At 57.3% G+C, this 20,697-nt stretch carries 17 protein-coding genes and 1 pseudogene; 5 read left to right on the top strand and 13 right to left on the bottom strand.

The genetic code is table 11. The annotated features are described in order from the left end of the window. Positions 1-5: 5 nt before the first annotated feature. The 4 genes and pseudogenes from QKE52_RS04705 to QKE52_RS04720 all read right to left on the bottom strand — a co-directional run bounded on the left by QKE52_RS04705 (position 6) and on the right by QKE52_RS04720 (position 2,904). Positions 6-167, bottom strand: coding sequence for a hypothetical protein (locus QKE52_RS04705; RefSeq protein ID WP_010189743.1), 162 nt, complete (start codon positions 165-167; stop codon positions 6-8). 84 nt (positions 168-251) lie between these two features. Then, the gene (locus QKE52_RS04710) at positions 252-470 is read right to left on the bottom strand and encodes a hypothetical protein (protein WP_039673551.1); all 219 of its coding nucleotides are present in this window, start codon (positions 468-470) and stop codon (positions 252-254) included. A gap of 103 nt (positions 471-573) precedes the next feature. After that, positions 574-948, bottom strand: a pseudogene (locus tag QKE52_RS04715) (enoyl-CoA hydratase-related protein); the annotation flags it as partial. Between the two features lie 24 nt (positions 949-972). Next, on the bottom strand, positions 973-2,904 hold the full coding sequence (locus QKE52_RS04720; RefSeq protein ID WP_347948263.1) for a glycerophosphodiester phosphodiesterase family protein: 1,932 nt from the start codon (positions 2,902-2,904) through the stop codon (positions 973-975). A 522-nt stretch (positions 2,905-3,426) separates the two neighbouring features. On the opposite strand from QKE52_RS04720, the gene QKE52_RS04725 reads away from it, so the two are divergent. Further along, a complete protein-coding gene (locus QKE52_RS04725; protein ID WP_347948264.1) occupies positions 3,427-4,485 on the top strand; it encodes a LacI family DNA-binding transcriptional regulator in 1,059 nt (352 codons plus the stop codon). 60 nt (positions 4,486-4,545) lie between these two features. Here the strand turns inward: QKE52_RS04725 and QKE52_RS04730 are convergent, their stop codons facing one another. The 9 genes from QKE52_RS04730 to dcuC all read right to left on the bottom strand — a co-directional run bounded on the left by QKE52_RS04730 (position 4,546) and on the right by dcuC (position 14,914). Next, positions 4,546-5,241 carry a DUF1868 domain-containing protein gene (locus QKE52_RS04730; RefSeq protein ID WP_347948265.1) on the bottom strand — a complete coding sequence of 232 codons (696 nt, stop codon included), beginning with the start codon at positions 5,239-5,241 and terminating at the stop codon, positions 4,546-4,548. A gap of 23 nt (positions 5,242-5,264) precedes the next feature. Next, entirely contained in the window at positions 5,265-6,572 is a 1,308-nt protein-coding gene (locus QKE52_RS04735; RefSeq protein ID WP_347948266.1) for an extracellular solute-binding protein, read from the bottom strand. Beyond that, a complete protein-coding gene (locus QKE52_RS04740; protein ID WP_347948267.1) occupies positions 6,572-7,402 on the bottom strand; it encodes a carbohydrate ABC transporter permease in 831 nt (276 codons plus the stop codon). Before QKE52_RS04740 ends, QKE52_RS04735 begins: the two co-directional genes overlap by 1 nt. An 8-nt stretch (positions 7,403-7,410) precedes the next feature. After that, entirely contained in the window at positions 7,411-8,364 is a 954-nt protein-coding gene (locus QKE52_RS04745; RefSeq protein ID WP_347948268.1) for a sugar ABC transporter permease, read from the bottom strand. Then, a complete protein-coding gene (gene ugpC, locus QKE52_RS04750) occupies positions 8,364-9,443 on the bottom strand; it encodes a sn-glycerol-3-phosphate ABC transporter ATP-binding protein UgpC (protein ID WP_347948269.1) in 1,080 nt (359 codons plus the stop codon). The genes QKE52_RS04745 and ugpC overlap by 1 nt, the downstream gene beginning before the upstream one ends. A gap of 1 nt (position 9,444) precedes the next feature. Next, positions 9,445-10,083: an HAD-IA family hydrolase gene (locus QKE52_RS04755; protein WP_347948270.1), complete on the bottom strand. Its 639-nt coding sequence runs from the start codon at positions 10,081-10,083 to the stop codon at positions 9,445-9,447. 1,377 nt (positions 10,084-11,460) lie between these two features. Continuing rightward, positions 11,461-12,441, bottom strand: a complete 981-nt coding sequence (locus QKE52_RS04760) for a 1,4-dihydroxy-2-naphthoyl-CoA synthase (RefSeq protein ID WP_347948271.1) — start codon at positions 12,439-12,441, stop codon at positions 11,461-11,463. A 343-nt stretch (positions 12,442-12,784) separates the two neighbouring features. Next, positions 12,785-13,246 (bottom strand): DIP1984 family protein, encoded by a 462-nt coding sequence (locus tag QKE52_RS04765; RefSeq protein WP_039673555.1) that lies wholly within the window; start codon positions 13,244-13,246, stop codon positions 12,785-12,787. Positions 13,247-13,504: 258 nt separating this feature from the next. Then, positions 13,505-14,914: a C4-dicarboxylate transporter DcuC gene (gene dcuC / locus QKE52_RS04770; protein ID WP_347948272.1), complete on the bottom strand. Its 1,410-nt coding sequence runs from the start codon at positions 14,912-14,914 to the stop codon at positions 13,505-13,507. A gap of 85 nt (positions 14,915-14,999) precedes the next feature. Here dcuC and QKE52_RS04775 point away from each other — a divergent pair, with 85 nt between their 5' ends. From QKE52_RS04775 to menD, 4 genes are read left to right on the top strand one after another with little or no spacing between them, the layout of a single operon-like run. Continuing rightward, a complete protein-coding gene (locus QKE52_RS04775; RefSeq protein ID WP_347948273.1) occupies positions 15,000-16,019 on the top strand; it encodes an o-succinylbenzoate synthase in 1,020 nt (339 codons plus the stop codon). 48 nt (positions 16,020-16,067) lie between these two features. Beyond that, on the top strand, positions 16,068-18,404 hold the full coding sequence (locus tag QKE52_RS04780) for an excinuclease ABC subunit UvrA (protein ID WP_347948274.1): 2,337 nt from the start codon (positions 16,068-16,070) through the stop codon (positions 18,402-18,404). A gap of 23 nt (positions 18,405-18,427) precedes the next feature. Beyond that, positions 18,428-19,021 carry a hypothetical protein gene (locus tag QKE52_RS04785; protein WP_347948275.1) on the top strand — a complete coding sequence of 198 codons (594 nt, stop codon included), beginning with the start codon at positions 18,428-18,430 and terminating at the stop codon, positions 19,019-19,021. Beyond that, positions 19,014-20,696: a 2-succinyl-5-enolpyruvyl-6-hydroxy-3-cyclohexene-1-carboxylic-acid synthase gene (gene menD / locus QKE52_RS04790; RefSeq protein ID WP_347948276.1), complete on the top strand. Its 1,683-nt coding sequence runs from the start codon at positions 19,014-19,016 to the stop codon at positions 20,694-20,696. The genes QKE52_RS04785 and menD overlap by 8 nt, the downstream gene beginning before the upstream one ends. The last annotated feature ends 1 nt before the right edge of the window (position 20,697 follow it).

Below are 20,697 nucleotides of genomic sequence, written 5' to 3' on the forward strand. Positions count from 1 at the left end.
TTAGGTTACCGCCCGCGGTGCTCATAGGGGTTGATGAGTTCGTCCTCCTGATCGAAGGGGCGCTCACCGTCCCTCTGAGCCTGCTGGATGCGCCGCAACATCCACACTCGCGATGCAATGACGGCAATGAGCGCGATGGCCGCGAGGGCAATGGCGAAATACAGCACTTCAGGCTCTCCCTGGGTGAAGGTGATTGGTGGTAATTAGGATAGCTGGCAGGTCCCTACCTGCCCTCCCTACTGGCTTAAGCCTTAAGAAGTGGCCTCGTGTGTCTCGGGGGTGTCTTCTTCCGTGGAGAAGCAACCTAGGACAAAAATCAGCACCAGCATGGCGGCGATGGTTGCGCCAACGGCGACGCCCGCCCTTAGCAGCCAGGACCATTCGGTAAAGTGCCGCAGGGAAACCAAAAGGATTAGGCAGAGGACAAGTCCGATTGGGCGGGTTATCTGATTGATTTTCTCCGTGGTCAAGGTTGCCTCCGTGGGAGCTATAGTTACTGGCGTTAACTGTCCCGGGTATTACCCTCGTTTTTTATTTCGGGTGGAAGAGAAGGCACGAGCCCTCGATGGAGGCCTAGTAGTAGTACGGGAAGTCATCCCAGTTGGGCTCGCGCTTTTCCAGGAACGACTCCTTGCCTTCGACGGCCTCATCGGTCATGTAGGCCAGGCGCGTGGCTTCACCAGCGAAGACCTGCTGGCCCATGAGACCATCATCGGTGAGGTTGAATGCAAACTTGAGCATGCGCTGGGCGGTGGGGGACTTCATGTTGATTTCGCGCCCCATTTGGATGGCGGCGTCCTCCAGCTCAGCGTGGTCAACCACCTCGTTGACCGCGCCCATCTCGTACATGCGCTGGGCGTCGTAGGTGCGGCCCAGGAAGAAGATCTCGCGGGCGTACTTCTGGCCCACCATCTTGGCCAGGTAAGCCGAGCCGTAGCCGGCGTCGAACTACTTTTCTAGCAACTCTAGGTCTCAGCCCACCGGATGCCGCTGTTCCTCATGAGGCTGTGGGCCTGGACGGTTACCGCTTTCGGGGCTGAGTGGGGGCGACTTTAGATCCGCGTCTCCTTGACCTGGTAGGGAATCGGAAATTCGTGTGGACTCGAATTTCCATATCGACCAGGTACTGGTGTCGCCGCGAGTGAGATAGTTGTAGGCGTAGGGGTATCCGTATGCATATCGGTCATCCCACTGGAAATTGAGTTGTCGTCCATCAGCATCGATCAAACGATGGTCTGATGTCCGTGTCCAACGAGCACGTGGTGAATTGCAGTCATGGTGCCAACGAACTATGTCATCCCTCGCAGGGTCTGAATAAATGCATTGCCCGCTATAGGGATCACGAATTTGCATATGGCCCTCACCAATACTCCGGATTTCTAAGTCTTTGTTGAACGCCGGGTTTTCGTACTGGCATGCCACGGTCCACAGGTAATATCCAGGGTCACTCCACAGGCATACTTGACCTCCCCATGCCGAAGCAGCTTCCCCGTTCCATCCTTTGATCCTGACGATATCTGAATCGGGTACGGAGAATCCACGCATGCGTGTGTATAAGCTTGAGTTCATTTCCTTTGGGGGAGGAGTGACGGTTGGGCGAGCTGTTTCATTCAGATATCCATTCTGCTTCGCATAAAGCTCAATCGTGTCTGTGTCATCAGAAGTCAGTAGGTTCGCTCCGACGGATCGCTGCCAGTCGAGGTTGTCGCGCCAGTCATGTTTTTCAGCGGCGTATGGACTCGATACGCGACGGTCGGAGAGGCGGTAGCAGCAACTGGAATCATTGTGGGAAAACGCCTCAGTTGCCGGAATAGGTTTCCTATCGCCGAAAAGATTGGGGACGGTGAAGCCAGCCCGGGGGCCTTCTGTGAACAGCAGATAATCGGGGACCGGGACGAATGCAGCTAGCTTCTTCTCAAAGAAATGGACGATGCTAGCCATTTCGGCCATCGAATGCTTTCTGGTGTTGTCCAGCCCCGTTGATACAGGATCATCAAAGTTCCCGAAATTGCTTTTTATGGAGGGGGAAGTGCGCAGGAACTCGGATGAATCCTTGAGGTTTACCTCGATTGCGGGAGCCAAACCGTGTGGCGCTGCGGCCCACTGAGCTACGGCACGCGCGGCATTGCTGTCAAAATGAAGTTCCTCGACATCGGGAATCTCTTTCTGCTTATCAATAGCTGCTGCAATACTCGGATTAATCTTCGGCATCAGGAGATAGTCAGCGGGAATACCTGCGTAAGAGACTGCTTCTTCCCAAGCCTCAGGAGTTGGAAACTCGTTCATAGAAATCTTCAGTATGACGCGCTGGAGGATCTTAACTTCGGGATGGGCTTTGTCGAACTCGTAGAGCTCGCGAGCGGTCGGGATGATGGCCGCAGCTTCCTTAACCTCGAGGTGCGAAATCGCTCCGGGGTCTTCCTCTACGATCAATTGGAGATATTCCGCAACTGTGGGGACTTTTTCTTTTGAGGCATGTCGGTCGCTTCGTAGCAGTGACTTTGATTTCAGCTCTGGCAGAGTGGTGTCGGACAAAAGCTGATTTGGGCCTTTATTGGTTTCCTGGTCATAATCTGGTTCCAATACTCGTCCGAGGCGGATGTCGTGGAAAAGAACTGGAACTCCGTCCTGAGTTAGCCGAACATCGGTTTCGATTGCTGGTCTGCATTCGGCGAAGGATTTCAAAAACGCTGAAAGGCTGTTCTCCGGTAACGATTCATCGAATGATCCACGGTGGCGGGCAGCTATTACCTTGTCGTTATTCGAGGGGGAAACGAGCTCACTGTACTGCGTTTTCCAAGAAGTACATTCCACGTGTTGAGCGGACGCATTGATCTCTTCCCTGGCGGCATGATATGCCAACAGGAAAAGAACTATGAGAACGGATGCAGAGAATCTCCTCATGTTATCTTTCCTTTCTGTTGTTACGTTCGGGATTGAACGCTGAAAACAACATAAGCTCGACGAGTCTCCGCAGGTTATGAGCTATATCTCAGTTGTAGAATCCTTTGATTTTGTAAGAGTTTGACCCGAATGCGGATATTCTTTCCTGCGTGAACACAACGAGATACCTCTTCTTGGAGTCAAGACTCAGGCGAATTAGTGACTGTTACACCATCCCAGGAGGGTGTGGAGTGGTGTTGCGGGCAATTTGCGATCCAGTACGGTGGCATATTGTTCGTGTATTGTGTAAGGGTCCTGTGCGCCACGTCGCACTCGCCGAGCATTTAGGCGTTTCCGCTGCAGTCCTCTCTCGGCACGTTCGAATCTTGCGCGAAGCGGGTTTAGTGACTAGTTATAAAGAAGGAAAATACTGTGTTTCAGATCTTGTCCCGCAGATTAAGGATTTAGTTTTGCGATCATTGCCTTTTAAAGATCTCGGCATGTGAATTACTGTTGGACCTACGAGCAACCTAAAAGCCTAAAATGTCTACCGAGAAGAAACTTGTCCTTCCGAAACGTGCACGACGAGGGCGAGGAAAAGATGTAAAGCCCACAATCTTGGATGTCGCCAAAGTCGCGGGTGTCTCCAAATCGACAGTTTCCCGAGTCATCCAAGAGGATTCCAGGGTCGCTGATCAAACTAGGGAAGCCGTTCAAGCAGCGATAGCGGAGCTCGGGTATGTTCCGGCTTTTTCAGCTCAGATGATGCGGGCAGAGCCCGCTCCGACCATTGGGCTTTTCTTGAGCTCCGTCGAAATTCCGTTGTTTGCGCAACTCAATCGCTATCTGCATGAGGAGCTCGCAGCGCAGGGATATCACGTCATCCAGAACACCATCGTCAATTCGTCACACGAAAACCGTGAAGCGGTGATGGAGAATCTTGCACGGATGCCGATCCAGGGAATGGTCGTATCAGTGGGTGGGGCCGAGCCCGAGCAACTTCGTCGCTTCGCTGATCGGCTTCCTCTCGTCGTCGTGGGGCGTCCGGATCCCACCAGATCCCTGAATGCAATCGGCTTTGACGAGGAACAGCACGCACGTATGTTAATCGACCACCTCGTCGCGCTGGGGCATGAACGAATAATGATGCAGGGTGCGCCGAAAGATCGGTCGATGGGCACATGGACCCGTGCGGAAGCACAGAAGAGGTATGCAAAATCCATTGGATTAGAGGTGTGCAGCGAGAACGTTTTCGGTATGCATGGCACGGAACTTCGGGAGTGGCTCGAGAAAACTTTGGATCTCGGGTTTACGGCGATAACCGCGCTATATGATCGAAAAGCACTCGAGGTACTCCGTGCTGCAAACGATCTAGGGATCGACGTTCCGGGCGATGTCTCTGTGACCGGGTCGGATGGAGTCTTGGATGGTCTCGATCTCATCGGGTTGACGACCATCAAGAAACCGGTCGAAACTGTCGGCAGAAGAGCCGCGAAACGGATTGTCCGCCTTGTGGATTCTCCTGATTGTATTTCCAGTCCGTTGCACGAGTATCATGCAGGCGAACTCATCGTGGGGAGAACGACGGCTCGCCCCAAGTGATGGCATTGATTAATGAAAAAGTCGCCTCCATTATTCGGAGGCGACTTTAATCGGTTTGGTTTAGAAGAACATCAGTGGAGGAAAAGCTAGCATGTCATCAAAAACGTTGAATGCCGGTCGTTCCAGTTCCAAAATGTTCAATTCTTTTGCCCAACTTGTGTAGAGCTCGGAGAGTTCTCGATTGACATTGCTCGTGAGCTCCGGATCGGTCAGACGGTAACCAAGACTGCAGTGGAATTTGTAGCTATCGAGGTCCTTATCCTTGGCTTCAAGAAGATCTCGGAGCGTCTCTCGAAAATGGTTTAATGCGACGGCCATATCATCGTCTGCCGGTTCTAAACCCACAGTGAGGGAGATTCCGAGGTCATAGACTCCCGTGGGTCGCATACGTAGTTCCGGCAGCTCTGGAATTTGGTGGGAATTCTCTCGCAGGCGGCAGTACATGAGTCCTGCCGCCGCGGTCATGGTCGGTGCCGCCTTGAGCCAGTCGGGCCACCGATCTTCCTCGCCTTCGAACTCTCGACCCTTCAGCCCAGGGTAGACCGTCATATGGAAGCTTGAAGGAGGAAGCAACGCGAAGTGCTCCCCAAGCCCGCGTTCGCGGACATCCTTCTGAATGCGCTCGCACATTTGGTAGCTCTTGCTATTTGGAACTACGTGAGCAACAAAGGTCGAGCCACGATGCCTCTTCGCAACGCCGTTCGGCGTGAACTTCTCGAATGTTTTCTGATTTGGAGCGAGTGGGAGTACAGACATTAAGGTGAAACTTCCGATCGAAATTACTTGCCAGCGCGCTCGTTGTACGACGTGATCTCGTTGTTCGCTCCCTGCTGGGCCTCAGCGAGAGCGGTCTCGGCGTCGGAACCATTCGCAATGGAGGACATGGCGGATTGGTAGGACTTACGTGCGGCATTGAGAGCACCGGTCTTGCAGCCAGCAGTCACTGTGTTCTCAGGTGTGCTCTGAAGCTGCTCGATGAGTGCGTCTTGCTGGGGTGAGAGTCCAGAAAGGTTCTCGCTTGCACCGGTTGTGGTGGGGAGATATCCGGTTTCCTCAAAGATTTTCTTCTGGACATCGTCCGAACCCACGTACTTCATGAACTCTGCAACGGCTTCCTGGGTTTCCTTAGAGTGCCCTTCCTTGATGGACCAGAGCGAGTTGCCACCTGGGACGGCACCAGCCTCGTCGGTATTACGTGGCAGAGAGCGAATTGACCAAGCGAAGTTGGGATTACCGCTCATGATGTTGCCGTAGTTACCCGAAGAGTTGAGCAGGATGGATGCTTCACCTGACAGGAAAGCGCCCGTTGCCGCGGAACCGTCGGTACCGGGGTTGTGAATTACGCCCTTGGAGTACAGTTCTCCGATGCGATTCCACAGGGCTACGTTGTCCTCAGATTCGAGGTTGAATTCGGTAGCCTTTTCGCTGACTCCGTTCTCGGGAGAGCACATGAAGTCGCCCATCGATGACTGGAATTCCTCCATATACCAACCGGACTGATGGAAGGTCAGACCCGCGTGGCCAGTTTTCTCGTGAATCTTCTCTGCTGCGTCAAGCATGCCCTCGATGGTTTTGAGATCATCGGAACTAATGTCGGCCTTCTGTAGATCATCATCGTTTGTGTAGATGGCTGGCTGCGAAACCATGAACGGCATCGAATAGACCTTGTCATCGAACTGGTAATAGTTCTTCACCGCGGCTACCAGATTGTCGTAGTTGTAGTCGTCGGTGATTTCTTCTGCTGGGGAAATCACTCCAGAATCGCGCAGGTAAGCGGTTTGAACGTCGGAAGCCTGGAGCATGGCCGGCAACTCGCCGGTTTGAACGGAGGCAATGAACTTCGAGATGGAGTCCTCGTAAGAACCTTGGTACGAAGCCTTGACCTCAATCTCACCTTCGTGGGCGGTGTTGAAGTCCTTCACGAGTTCGTCGAGGGTAGTCGCAGCAGCGCCGGATGCCGAGTGCCAGAAATCGACAATGATTTCTCCGTCTTCGTTCTTCACGGTGTCGCCGCCGGTTCCGCCGCAGGCAACGAGGGTGGTAGAGGCGAAAAGGGTGGCAGTGGTGAGTGCGAGAAACTTCTTCATTACTTAACAGCTCCTTCGGTAAGCCCGCGTGTCAGATATTTCTGACCAAAGACCACGAGCAGGACAGTTGGGATGACGGCGATCATGAGACCGGCGAGAACGAGGCCGGTATCCACAGCAGTTTCGTCTGCGAGCGCCTTGATACCGGGTTGGATGGTTCGGACCGATGCTGACTGGGTGATCAGCAACGGCCACATGTAGCCGTTCCATGCGGCGATTGCCCCGGTGACAATCGCGGTCATACAGACTGAACGGTTGAGGGGAAGAAGGAAGGACCACAGGAATTTGAATGGTCCAACGCCTTCTAGGACGGTTGCCTCCTGGATCTCCTTAGGGAAATCACGGAACGCCTGATAGAAGAGGAACAGGGTGAAACTGGATGCGAGGTAGGGCAAGAAGATGCCAATTACAGTGTCATAGAAGCCCAGCTGTCGCACCGTCAAGTAGTTACCGATGACGGCGACTTCGGAGGGGATCATCATCGGGAGCAAGAAGAAAATGAGCCATTTCGATGCCGATGGAAGACGTCCGAAGACCAGCGCGTATGCGGCAAGGACAGACGTGATGAACTGCCCCGTAGTTTGGCAAATGGTCACAATTACGGAATTAATGAGCTGCTGCCCGATCGATGACTGATTCCATGCGCGGGGATAGTTATCGAAGGTCGGGTCTCCGAAAAAGAGGGATTGTAGACCGGCCTGGATATCACCGGATGCGCGGAATGAGCCGATAAGCGCGTAGAGCACAGGAAACGCAATGCTCAGACAGACAAGCAGCAGCCAAATCCATATTACGACAGTTGCAAAGGGAGAGCGCAGATTGTTGTTCATTGCTGCACCTACTTCTTTTCTCGGCTTGTCAGCCGGAATTGGATCAGGGTGAGGACAAGGATGATGAGGAACAGGACCATGCCTCGAGCAGAAGCTGCGGCGAAATCGGCTGTGCCTCCGCCAAACGCCAGGTCATAGATATCCAGCACCATCGTGCGAGTCGAGTTTCCGGGACCTCCACCCGTGAGCACCTGGAAGATGGTGAATTCCTTCATTGCTGCCATAGCTTGCGTGACTGAAAGCACGAGCAGCATCGGAGCGATGGACGGAAGAATGATGTAGCGGATGTACCTAAAGCCAGTTGCACCGTCGAGGTTTGCTGCTTCGATCATTTCGCTAGAGATTCCATCGATTGCCACCATCATGAGCAGCGCCACGAAAGAGATACCGATCCACACATCGGTAATTAAGACCGAGATCATCGCCACCTTTGGACTCGTTAACCATCCCACTTGTCCGAATCCCATTAGGCCGGCGGCTTGGTCGAAAAATCCGACGATGGGGGCGAACATTTGACGGAAAACGAGTGTTCCCACAGCAGTGGAAACCGCCATCGGGACAAGCACGACCGGCCGCATCCAGAAGGTGCCCTTCAACCGGTAGGACAGAGGCAGCGCGATTGCGAGCCCAAGCACCAGTTTCAAAATGACCGAGAGCACTGTGAAGATCAGGGTGCGTGCAAATGTGGAAAGGAATGTCGGGTCCGCAAACATATTCGCGTAGTTATCAAACCCTGCGAACCCGGCCGGACGGCCAAACAAGTCAGTCGAGGAGAACGACAAGTAAATCGCCCGAAAAAAAGGGAAGAAGTCGAAGATACAAAAGCACAGCAGAGCTGGTAAGAGACAAAACCAAGCCCACGGTTCAGGCTTCTCTCGAGGGGCGCCTTTTACCTTCGTGTTTTCGAGTTCTGTATTTTGGTCCGGAGCTTTATCCGCATTGCCCTTCAACGACGTTGTCATCAGTTCAGCCTCTCCTTCGTTTCTCCATCAAAGAGGTGGATGTACTTGGTATCGAATTCGATGCCTAGTACGTCTCCCTGCATGACCTTGGTCGTGTTCGGTACGCGAATGAGGAAGTCACCGAGGTCGTTCAATCCGTCGATGGATAGGTGAACGTATTTGTCAGCGCCGAAATTCTCCACGTACTCGGCACGTGCTTTCGCTGAACTCTCCTCCGCAGAAACAAGACGAAAGTTCTCTGGACGCATGCCCACGAGAACACGGTCGGCAGTTGGCTGGCTCTTGAGTACAGGGAGAGGCAAGTGAATGTGACCAATCGCAATCTGATCGCCCTCTATCGTTCCCGTGACCAGGTTCATAGAAGGAGTGCCAATGAACGTTGCAACAAAAGCATTGGCAGGTTGCATATACAGCTCTTCAGGGGTTCCGACCTGCTGCATGTTGCCGCCCTCGAGAACCGCGATCCGGTCAGCCATAGTCATGGCTTCGGTCTGGTCATGAGTGACGTAGAGCATCGTGGTGTTCAGGCGACGTTGCAACTGACTGATTTCCGCACGAGTCGAAACGCGCAGCTTGGCATCCAAATTGGACAGTGGCTCATCGAGCAAGAACACCTGTGGATCGCGAACGATAGCGCGACCCATCGCTACGCGCTGACGCTGGCCGCCGGAAAGTGCTTTAGGGTAGCGCTCAAGATACTGGTCGAGATCGAGTAGGCGCGAGGCTTCCGCCACGCGGCGATCCTGTTCATCCTTCTTGATATTCTGCATTTTCAGGGCGAACGCCATATTCTCCGCGACAGTCATGTGTGGGTAGAGGGCGTACGACTGAAACACCATCGCCACGTCACGCTTGGACGGTGCCAAGGTAGACGCAGGGACATCACCGATAAAGATTTCACCTCCCGTCAACTTTTCGAGCCCCGCAACCATACGAAGTGTGGTTGATTTTCCCGACCCGGAGGGGCCGACGACGGCTACGAACTCGCCGTCGCGAATCTCCAAATCCATGTTGTTGATGGTTGGGCGGGGGTTGCCGGGGTATTGGAGGGTCGCCTTGTCAAAGGTAATTGCTGCCATGTCACTTCCCCTTTGGGTTGTTCTTTGAAATGACATCGTGGTCTTGAAGCACATCACGAGCCTGTTCGGATGAAGTCCAAAGATGGCCTTGCCAACCAGCTTCGTTAGCGCCGATCACGTTGACCTCTCGGTCATCAAAGAAGTGGAAGATGGGTGACTCCACGCCGGAGAACTGGTTTTGCACATGTGCGTAGATAGTTGCGTCAGGTTTCTTGATCCCGTGATCCGAAGAGAACAAGAGGTGGGAAAAGTTTGACGCCCACTCACTCTGACGCACCTGCTCCGCCATCCGGCGTGGAGCGTTGCTCAAAATTCCAAGTGGCACACCGGTTGCCACGAGATCCTTGACCAACTGAAGGGGTTCCCGCGCAATCTGAGAGTTGAGGCTTGCATCTTTTTCCGCCGCAAGCTCGATGACCGCTCCATTTGCGTCGACCCCCGCCGCATCTAAAACGGGGGACCAGAAGAGGGAATCGGACAGACCGAGGTCGTAGTCATCACGGTGGTCCCAGTAAGCCGTCTTGAACGCATCGCGGTCGAACTCACCAACATGCGAAACAAGAAATTCCTGGAGCTGTTCCATTCGATTTCCTTCTGGCACCAGAACTCCACCGATGTCGAAAACGACAACGTCAGTCATCCGTCTCCCCTTCCTTGAGCAAATATATGGGAACGTTCTCAATAAACCTCAAGGGGGTGTCCGGAAGGTGAGATTCAGTTGAATATCTTCTAAACGGTTGGGAACGCTTTCATGCCGGTAGCGTAGTAGATTTTGCTCACGGAGTTAGTTTGCAACTCGCGGTTCGTCTTACCGTTCGAAGACTTGCTCTTGCGCTCGCATCAACGAAAGAGAGGGGACTTCGAGAAAAGTAACAGTCTCTCCGAGGCTGCCTCTGCGACCGGTGATAATAGGAGCCCTTCTGCAACGAGGTGTAGCCGAAGCATTCCCTTGGGCAATGGAAACTGGCCCCTTAGAAAGAAGTGCGATCCATGCTTTTTGAAGAGCTCTCGCCTTAGAGGAGTTCGTACCTTTTCAGACAGCCGTCAACGATCGTTTGCGCGCCAGTATCGGTGCTCCCATCCCCACAGTGTTCTTTTCGGTGCTTTCCGCCTTCTCATGCACAGGTTTAGTCGCCCCTTTTGGTCGCTTGCGGCTTATTTGAGTTTGCACGGGCCGCAGGAGAGCCGTGGTGGGTTTGGATCGGGGGAATCATAGAGGTGGTCTTCATATCTGGAAAAGTGATCATCTTTCCCAAGCTGGGCATGGTTGAGACGATCGTCATTCCGTTTCTTGGTCAAGTCATGATGGCGTTGGCGATTGACCACTTGGCCTTGTTTGGGGCATTTTAAAACGGGTCAGCTTTTGGCGCCTCTTCGGTGCTTCTGTGGTTGTTGGAGGAACCATGTTGGTCCATGCAGTGCGCGCCCCGGAGAGTTCTCAGTCCCTGCCGCAGAAGGAGATGCGGGGAAGGCATCTGTGTAGTTTTGGCGTGCAATTAGCGCGATAATGGGAATGTGCTTAGCCACCTAAACCACGGTCAACCGATATCTGGGAACGGTTCTAGTAGTTCTCTCCAAGTTGGATCGGTGAATCTGGCAGACGGTTCGACTCTGTTGTGCATTCTGAGCCTCTCGTTGCTCAACTCACGTAGAGAGATTCTTTCTGGGGTTGAACTCGGACCGTGGTGGATGTGAATTGGCGGTATTTTCGGCGCCTTTTGGCTGTCAGTGACGCAATGCTCGCGCCGATGCTTGGTACGGGAATGATCGTGATCTGCATGCTCGCCGGCACGAGCATCTGCGGTCAGGTAATTGAAGCTTGAGGGTTGTTGGGCACATCACGCCAGCGCCTTCAGATATCGCGTCTGGTCGAATTGATTCTCGTGTTTCCAGGAGTAGCAATGGTGCGTGTGCTTTAACCCCTCGTCTCTTTCTTGCCGACGGAGAGACCGTCCGTTTGGGCTCGACGAGAAAACTGAAGCGAACTCTGAGGGCGCAACGCGTTCCCGTACTTTTCCTAGTAGTAGTAGGGGAAGTTATCCCAGTTGGGCTCGCGCTTTTCCAGGAAGGATTCCTTGCCTTCGACGGCCTCATCGGTCATGTAGGCCAGGCGCGTGGCTTCGCCCGCAAAGACCTGCTGGCCCATGAGCCCGTCATCGGTGAGGTTGAAGGCGAACTTGAGCATGCGCTGGGCGGTGGGGGACTTCATATTGATTTCACGTCCCATCTGGATGGCGGCGTCCTCCAGCTCGGCGTGGTCAACCACCTCGTTGACCGCGCCCATCTCGTACATGCGCTGGGCGTCGTAGGTGCGCCCCAAGAAGAAGACTTCGCGGGCGTACTTTTGGCCCACCATCTTGGCTAAGTAGGCCGAGCCGTAGCCGGCGTCGAAGGAGCCGACGTCGGCGTCGGTTTGCTTGAAGCGTGCTTCTTGGCGGGAGGCAATGGTCATATCGCACACCACGTGTAGGGAGTGACCGCCGCCGGCGGCCCAGCCGTTGACCACGGCGATGACCACCTTGGGCATGGTGCGGATGAGGCGCTGGACTTCTAGGATGTGCAAGCGGCCGCCTTCGACCTTTTCGCGGGCGGTGTCTACCGTGGATTCGTCTGCAGTCGCGTCATCGTGCGCGTGCTCAGTGGCGTAGCGGTACCCGGAGCGGCCGCGGATGCGCTGGTCACCGCCGGAGCAAAATGCCCAGCCGCCGTCTTTCTGGGATGGCCCGTTGCCAGTCAGCAGCACTGTGCCAACATCCGGGGTACGACGCGCATGGTCCAGCGCGCGGTAAAGCTCATCCACCGTGTGCGGGCGAAATGCATTGCGCACCTCGGGGCGGTCAAAAGCGATGCGGACGATGCCATCTTTACGCTGTGGCTTCGGACTATCACTGATGAGCCGGTGATAGGTAATATCCGTCAGGTCCTCAAAGCCCTCGACGGTCTGCCAGAGCTCCGGCTTGAAAGGATTATCGGTGCTGTAGTTCTTCTGCTCGCTCATGGCACACCAGCTTAATTGGAAAGTAGTGCGCCGGAAGTATAGTCCCCATTCCCAACCCTCACCCACACTCCCCGCCCAGCGCGGCGGTGATAAACAATAAACAATACTGCGGGATTTTCCCCGTCAATGTACACGTGTAATCCGTACCAGCGCGGTACACCATACAGTGGGACGGAATCGAACCTCCCTGCCTTCCTTGCGCTACGAAGGCGCCTGAGAAGCACTGGACTTTTCCCTGCCCAGTAAGGGTTGCGCTCGCTGCGAAAAGTGTGGGCTACCGTCGCGCGCACAGCGCGCGACATGACTACGTGCCGCAAGGATGCGGCACAACTAGCGGCAGACCTTATTTAGTTATGAGTTCCGTATTCCAGTTCAGCTGCTGGATGCGGGTATCGAGCTCGCGGTACTGGCGGGCCAGGTCATCGGCGCGCTCGCGCAGCTTCGGCACGGGCACGGTGGCCACGAACTTGATCTCTGAACGAGAGAAACGATCCTGGCGTGCACCAGCCTGTTCCGCCAAACCCTGGTAGATGCGGCGCTTGCGCAGGAGGCCATCGCGAAGTGCCAAGGCCTCCATCAGCGTGATCTCTTCATCGAACTTCGTAGCCGTGTTCGTCGCGTTGATAGCGATAACGAGTTCATCAATGCGTGCAGTGACGCCCTCGAGCTCCCGGAGGAGATCCGTCGGATTCTCGTCCGGTTCATCGCCTTCCTGCACGCGGACCGTCGCCACAAGACGATCCTTCAGGGTGTTGAGGCGCTCCTGCGCCTGGGCGCGTTCGGCCAGGGCTTCAGCAAGTAGCATGGGTCCTCCTTAATGGGAATCTTTATCTGCACAATCGTACAGAAGGGATGGGGGGAACGCCGTATGGTCGTGACGGTTTTAACAAATAGCTCCCCAAAACTTCGATGATCTGGGGCCTTATTTGATCGATATGTACGTCGTGGGCGGTTGGTTGGTACGTTTTCGTAGATATGCCCGAAATTTTTCGGATTTGGGGGACCTTATTTACCAAAACGTACCGCGGACTCCGTGATTAACGTTGAGCCCGCGCGAAAACCGCTACCCAATAAACATGAACGCAAACAGCGTGTTGAGCACCGTCGCCACGATCATGGGCACGGAGGTGCGCTTGACCAGTTGGATGGGGTTGACCTTGATGGCGCCGGAAACGATGAGCACCGCGGCGTTAACTGGGGAAACCTGGCGCATGAGGTTCGACGTACCCCAAATGGCGGTGAGCATCTGCGGGGCGTGGATGGAGGTCTGCGAAGCCAGGTTGGGCACCACCTCAGAGAAGGCGAAGTAAGGCGCAGTACCGGAGCCGGTGAGTGCGGCCATCGCTGCGGTAGCGGCGACGAAGATGAGGACGATGATGACGGCGGCACCGGAGGAGCCTTCGGCGGCGTTAATAAGCATGTCGATAACGCCCATCTGCGTGATGCCCTCCACCAGGACGGCGGCGGCGACTAGCAGGGCGACCACGCCGGCAGCGCCCTCACCCATGCCCTTGAAGAAGGTGGCCATGGAATCCACGGCGCCGGAGACGGTGCGCTTGCGGATGGATTCAATAATCATCGCGATGAACAGGGATACCACGGTTACCGGCAGGATGCCGCCCTCAAAGGGGATGACACCCAAGCGGTTGAGGATGGCGGAAATGATGATGAGCAGCAGCGGCAGGAGCGGGAGCACGGCGTAGTATCCCGGCAGGGCGGCAGCGCGGGCAATGGCTTCCTCGGTGGCGTCATCGTGCGTCGAATCGGCGCTGACCTCGCCGGAGCTTTCGGCCTTGCGGGCATCCACCTTGTCGCAATGGCGCTGCCACCACATGTGGACGAAGGCGGTGATGAGCAGGGTGGGAACCGTTGCGCGGGCAACTGCGCCGTAGACGAATTCTGTTGGCGTCATGTTGGTGAGGTCAGCGCCTTGGATGAGGCCTGCTTCCAGCGGGGTGGGCACGATGGTGGAAGAGGTCACCACGATGGCGCCCACGGTCAGTGGTGTCAGGCCCGCGGCGATGAGCGCCGGCAAGAGCGTGGCCACGAGCAATAGGGATAGCGCCGCGGCCGAGGGAATCACCAGTGAGAGCAGCGTGCCCAGGATGAAGCCCACTGGAACCAGCCAGTACGAGCCTTTGAAGCGCTTGAGCGGTGAGGAGAGCACCACGACGGTCTTGGCATCCGCACCGATGTGGCGCATATAGGACACGAAGCCAAAGAGCACCATAATCGCCATACCGATGCCGGAGAAGCGCGCCTTGAACAGGGCGTCCACAACCAGCAGCTGGTCGTAGAAAGCATTGCCGGTTGCTTCAATTTCGGTGGTGCGGAAGTCGGCGCGCCCGGTGAGCGCGGCGAGCATGAGCAGGACGACGCCAACGGCGAAGATGGAAGCCGCGGCGTGAACTTTCTTATAGATGAGGTAGACAACTGCAGCGATGGCCAGCAGTGCGATGAGAAGATAGAGCATATCTGGTCCTTCTTCTGGTTATAACCAATTACCGTATTAATTTATCACTACCCATTACAGTTGTCGCATTCGGAGTCGACGTACGATGAACCCCATGCATATTGATGACGTCTTTGATCGCGCCCACGTGGTTTCCCTCCCACTCGCCGTTCAGTTCCGCGGTATCACCACGCGGGAAGCATTGCTTATCGATGGCCCCGCGGGCTGGGGTGAGTTCGCCCCCTTCCTGGAGTATGGCCCAGAAGAATCCGCGCGCTGGCTCGCCGCCGGTTTGGAAGCCGCCTACGAGGGTTTTCCGAAGCCAGTGCGTGAGTGGGTAGAAGTCAACGGCACTATCCCCGCGGTTCCTGCTGCGCAGGTGCCGGAAGTGATGGCGCGCTACCCGGGCTGCCGCACCTTCAAAATCAAGGTGGCGGAGAAAGGGCAGACGCTGGAGGACGACATTGCCCGCGTGGCCGCGGTGCGCGCCCACATCGAGTCCCAGGGCCGCGTGCCGGTTCTTCGCGTTGATGCCAACTGCGGCTGGAGTGTCGAGGAAGCCATTACCGCGGCGAAGGAGCTTATGCCGCTGGATTATATGGAGCAGCCGTGCAAGACCGTTGAGGAACTCAAGGAAGTTCGTGCTCAACTCATGCGCGCCGGGATTTTCGTCCGCGTGGCGGCTGATGAATCCATTCGCAAGGCCAGCGACCCGTACCGGGTGGCGGAATTGCAGGCTGCCGACGTCGCCGTGGTCAAACCAGCCCCATTGGGCGGTGTGCGCAAGGTCCTTGAGGTGGCGCAGCACCTGCGCGAGCGCCACATGGACATTACGGTCGCCTCCGCGCTGGATACCTCCGTGGGTATCTCGATGGGGCTGGCTGCGGTGGCTGCACTGCCGCAGATCTATGACGACGAAGATATCGACGTCACCCCAGCCGCAGCCGGCCTCGCCACAGGGTTACTCTTTAAAGAGGATGTCACCGCACCGCGTGAGCTTGTCGACGGCCACCTGCGCGCCGAGTTCCTCACCCCCGACCCGGATCGGCTCAGCGCGCTTGCCGCGCCGACTGATCGACGTGAGTGGTGGTTCGACCGCGTCCGCCAGTGCTATCCGTACCTATAAAAGTACAGCTCACGGTACATGTCCTAAGGCCCGCGTAGGCTGGCTGGCATGACCATTTCAGTGAGAGACGCGCACCTACACAACCTTCGCAATGTCGACGTGGACATTCCCCGCGGCAAGCTCGTGGCGGTGACGGGCGTGTCGGGCTCCGGCAAGTCCTCTCTGGCGTTTGGCACCATTCACGGTGAGGGCCAGCGCCGCTACCTCGAGTCCGTGGCACCTTTCGCTCGCCGCCTCATTGCCTCTGCCGTGGATCCGCAGGTCGGCGGTATCGATGGCCTGCCGCCGACGGTGGCCTTGCAGCAGTCGGCTTCGGCAGGTGGCGCACGCTCTACAGTGGGCACCCTGTCCGCCATCTCCAACTCTGTGCGCCTTTTGTACTCACGGTGTGGCGACAACCCTGAAGGGTTGTACTCGGATTCCTTCTCACCTAATACCCCGGAGGGCATGTGTCCGGAGTGCCAAGGCACCGGAGTAGTCCACGAGCCGACGGAAGCCTCCATGGTTCCGGACCCCTCCTTGAGCATCGAAGAAGGTGCTATCAAGGCGTGGCCCGGTGCCTGGGCGGGCAAGAACTTCCACGACATCTTGGAGGAGCTGGGCTACGACCTAGATTCGCCGTGGCGAGACTTACCGCAGAAGGACCGCGACTGGATTCTCTTCACCGAAGAGCGCCCGGTTGTCACCGTCAAACCGCACCGCGGTGCAGACCAGATCCAACGCAACTACGAAGGTACGTGGCGCTCCGTGGCGTCCTATCTGCGCAAGACCTATGCGGAGACGAAGTCGGACACGCTGCGTGCGCGCACGTTGAGTTTCATGGAATCCCATGAATGCACCACGTGTGAAGGCCGCCGCCTCAATCCGCGGGCGCTCAAGGTGACCTACGCCGGGCTGCCTATCGATGCTTTTAATAATCTTCCCCTCGCTAAGACCCTCGAGCTTCTTCAATCTCGTTCCCCGCAACCCAATGATGCGGAAGACCTGCTGCTTAAAACGATCTGCCCAGCCCTGGAGTCCGCGTTGGAGTTGGGGCTGGGGCACTTGAGCCTGGATCGTCCCACCGAAACTCTCTCCGCCGGCGAGGCACAGCGCCTGCGCCTAGCCGCGCAGCTGCGCTCGGGCCTTTTTGGCGTGACCTACGTCTTGGATGAGCCCTCTGCGGGACTCCACCCGGCGGAGCGTGATGCGGTACGGGATATTTGCCGCCGCTTCATCAACGAGGGCAATTCCGTCCTCTTGGTGGAACACGACATGAATCTGGTTAAGGAAGCGGACTGGCTGGTTGACATCGGACCACTTGCCGGCGAGCGCGGCGGCCAGGTGGTGTACTCGGGGACCGTTGCGGACTATGACGCTGATACCCCCACCGCCCGTGCGTTGGCGCGCCCGCATCCGGAGCCGAAGTCGGAACCGCGCCAGGCTCATGGTGAGGTGGAACTGCGCAACGTGCACTCGAATAACATCGACGGCCTCGACGTGAGCTTTGGTCTGGGCCAGTTCACCGTCCTGACTGGGCTTTCGGGCTCCGGTAAATCCACATTACTGCACGTTCTTGAAGAAAAACTCACGGGCGAGGACAGCCCCCAGGCCGTCAAGCGCGTGGTGTCCATTACCCAAAAACCTATCGGCCGCACGCCGCGCTCCACCGTCGCGACGTATACCAATCTCTTTGACAACGTGCGCAAGCTCTTCGCTGCCACTCCGGAGGCGAAGAAAAAGAAGTGGACGGTCTCTCGCTTTTCCTACAACGTGAAGCAAGGCCAGTGCCCCACCTGTGGTGGTGCGGGCCAGATTGAGGTCGAGCTCGTCTTCCTCCCCGGCTCTTACACGCAGTGCCCGGACTGCCAGGGCAAGCGTTATAACGAGGACACCTTGTCCATCCGTTGGAAGGGCTACACCATCGCGGATATCTTGGACCTCACCGTGGAAGAAGCCCTCGAGGTCTTCGCCGAGGAGGAACCAATCCTCCACGCCGTCCAGACCCTTGATGCTGTGGGTTTGGGCTACCTGCGTTTGGGTCAAGGTGCCCCGGAGCTTTCAGGTGGCGAAGCCCAGCGCATCAAGCTGGCCACCGAGTTGCAGCGCTCCCGCAATTCACGCCGCGGACACACTGTTTACTTGTTGGATGAACCCACGACGGGCCTGCACCCGGCCGATATTGACCTGCTCATTAAGGAACTGCATTCGCTGGTGGACGCGTCCCACACCGTCGTCACCGTGGACCATGATCTTCACCTCATCGCCGGCGCAGACCGCGTCATCGAGATGGGGCCTGGTTCGGGTGCTGAAGGCGGAAAAATCGTGGCAGACGGCGCGCCGGGTGACGTTGCCAAGGGCGAAACACCTACTGGCCGGGTCTTGAGCGGCGTAGGCACACGTTAAGGACGCACGATAAGGTGAATCCCATGACCAACCACAACGGCGAGAACGAGACGCGCCAATTCAACCGCGTCAACGGTGACAACGAAACCCGCCAATTCGGCGCACCCCAGCAGAGCCTGGGCAACCAGCAGCCCCGCCAGCAACCACCGCAGCGCCCCCAGCAGTACTTCCCGCAGCCAGGTTCCCAGAACTCGTCGGGATTCGAGCAGAACTACCAGCAGCCGCAGTATGACCCGGTGCCTTCGAGCTACCAGGTAGAAGAGCAGAAGAAGAGCGGAAGTGCACTGGCCTACGTCTTTGCCGCAATTGCAGCCATCGCGGTTGTGATTGCCGGCGTTCTCTTCTTCCTCTGGCGCGGCGCTGCGGAGGATGCCAACAAGCCTGCCCCGGAGCCGGTCACCGAGACTCAGACTGTGACTACTGAGGTTCCCACCACGGTGACGACGACGAAGGAGGCGCCGCGTGAGGAAGATTCACCGCAGCCGCCGACGGATCTGCCGACCGAGCTCCCGCCGGAGATACAGGACCAGCTGAATGAGAGCGGATCTGACTTCGAGAGCTTGCTCAACGAGCTCCTTGGTGACCTTGAAGCGAACGGTGGCGGGGAAAATGTCTAACACTGATACCGCTGCCTCCACGGAGCAGCCGGAGTCGATGGAGTTGGCCCAGGCATTGGCAGCCCAGCTCTCGCGGCACCTCACCGATGTCGTGCTGTGCCCCGGTTCGCGCAATGCGCCGTTGGCGCTGGCCTTGCTCGCCCGCCCCGATATTCGCGTACACACCCGCCTGGATGAACGTTCGGCAGCTTTTACTGCCTTAGGTTTGGCGCGCGTGCAGCGTCGCCACGTGGGCGTTGTCATGACGTCCGGCACTGCGGTGGCTAATACTCTGCCCGCGATGGTGGAAGCGCACTACTCGCATACCCCGCTGGCGGTAATCAGTGCAGACCGTCCTGCGCGCATGGTGGGGACCGGCGCGTCCCAGACCATCGAGCAGCAGGGTATTTTTGGCGTCTATGCCGCGACCACGCAAGTGGAGAAGACCAGCGATGTTCCACTCATCGCTGAGCGTTTCCTCGCTGACCGTCAGGTACACATCAACGTGGCCTTTGATGTTCCGCTGGTGGGGGAAGAGCTGCCGGGCCCGCCGAGTGATGTCACCCAGCATCGCGCGCGGACCCCACGCTGGTCCAACCACGGTGAGGTCGCCGTGGACCTGAGCCGTAACACTCTCGTCGTCGCAGGCGACGAGGCCTGGGAGGTGGAGGGCCTTGAGGACGTGCCGACCATCGCCGAGCCCACCGCACCGGCGCCTTATCACCCCGTCCACCCAGCTGCAGCGCACCTTTTCCGCCGCGCGCAGGTCTCTGCCAATGACTACGTGGTCAACACCAAGGTGGAGCAGGTCATCGTTGTTGGCCACCCCACCCTGCACCGTGGGGTACTGGCGCTGCTGAATGATCCCGATATTGATCTCATCTGCTTGTCCCGTACTGAGGATTTCACCAACCCCCGGGGTGAGTCCGCGCAGCTGGGCACCACGGTGAAGACCAGCGGCGAGCCTACCCGGGACTGGATGAAGATCTGCGAAGGCGCAGCCCAGATGGCGGCCGACGGTGTTCGCGAAGTCCTGGCGGAGACCACCAGCGAGGAAGCTAAAGACTCCGACATCGGCTTTACCGGCCTGCACGTGGCCGCCGCAGTGGGAGACACCCTCGCCGTCGGCGACACCCTCGTCCTGGGCGCCTCCAATCCCGTGCGGGATGCCTCCCTCATTGGCCTTCCCTTCGATGGCGTGGAGACCTATTCGCCACGCGGCGCTGCCGGCATTGACGGCACAATTGCCCAAGCCATCGGAATCGCGCTAGCCACGCAGTCCCGCGAGGCAGACGCACCGCGCGCGCCGCGCACCGTGGCGCTCATGGGGGATGTCACGTTCCTGCACGACGCCACCTCCCTCATCCTCCCCGAGGGCAATCCTCGTCCCGAGAACCTCACCATCGTCGTCTCAAACGACGACGGCGGCGGAATCTTTGAGCTGCTCGAGCAGGGCCGCGAGCCGCTGCGTGCATCCTTCGAGAAGGCGTTTGGGACGCCGCATGGGGTGGGCGTCGCCAAGCTTGCGGAAGCCTGCGGTGCTGATTACCGCGAGGCGAGCTCGGCGCAGGAGCTTCTCGACGTCCTCGCTGAGCTCAAGGAATACTCCACCGGCATCACCGTGGTGGAAGCCCACACCACGCGGTCCTCGCGGCGCGCACTGCAGGAAGCTCTGGCGGCTAAGGTAGGCCAGTAAG

It is taken from the genome of Corynebacterium sp. c25Ua_47, assembly GCF_039907205.1.
Classification (GTDB): Bacteria; Actinomycetota; Actinomycetes; order Mycobacteriales; family Mycobacteriaceae; genus Corynebacterium; species Corynebacterium hiratae.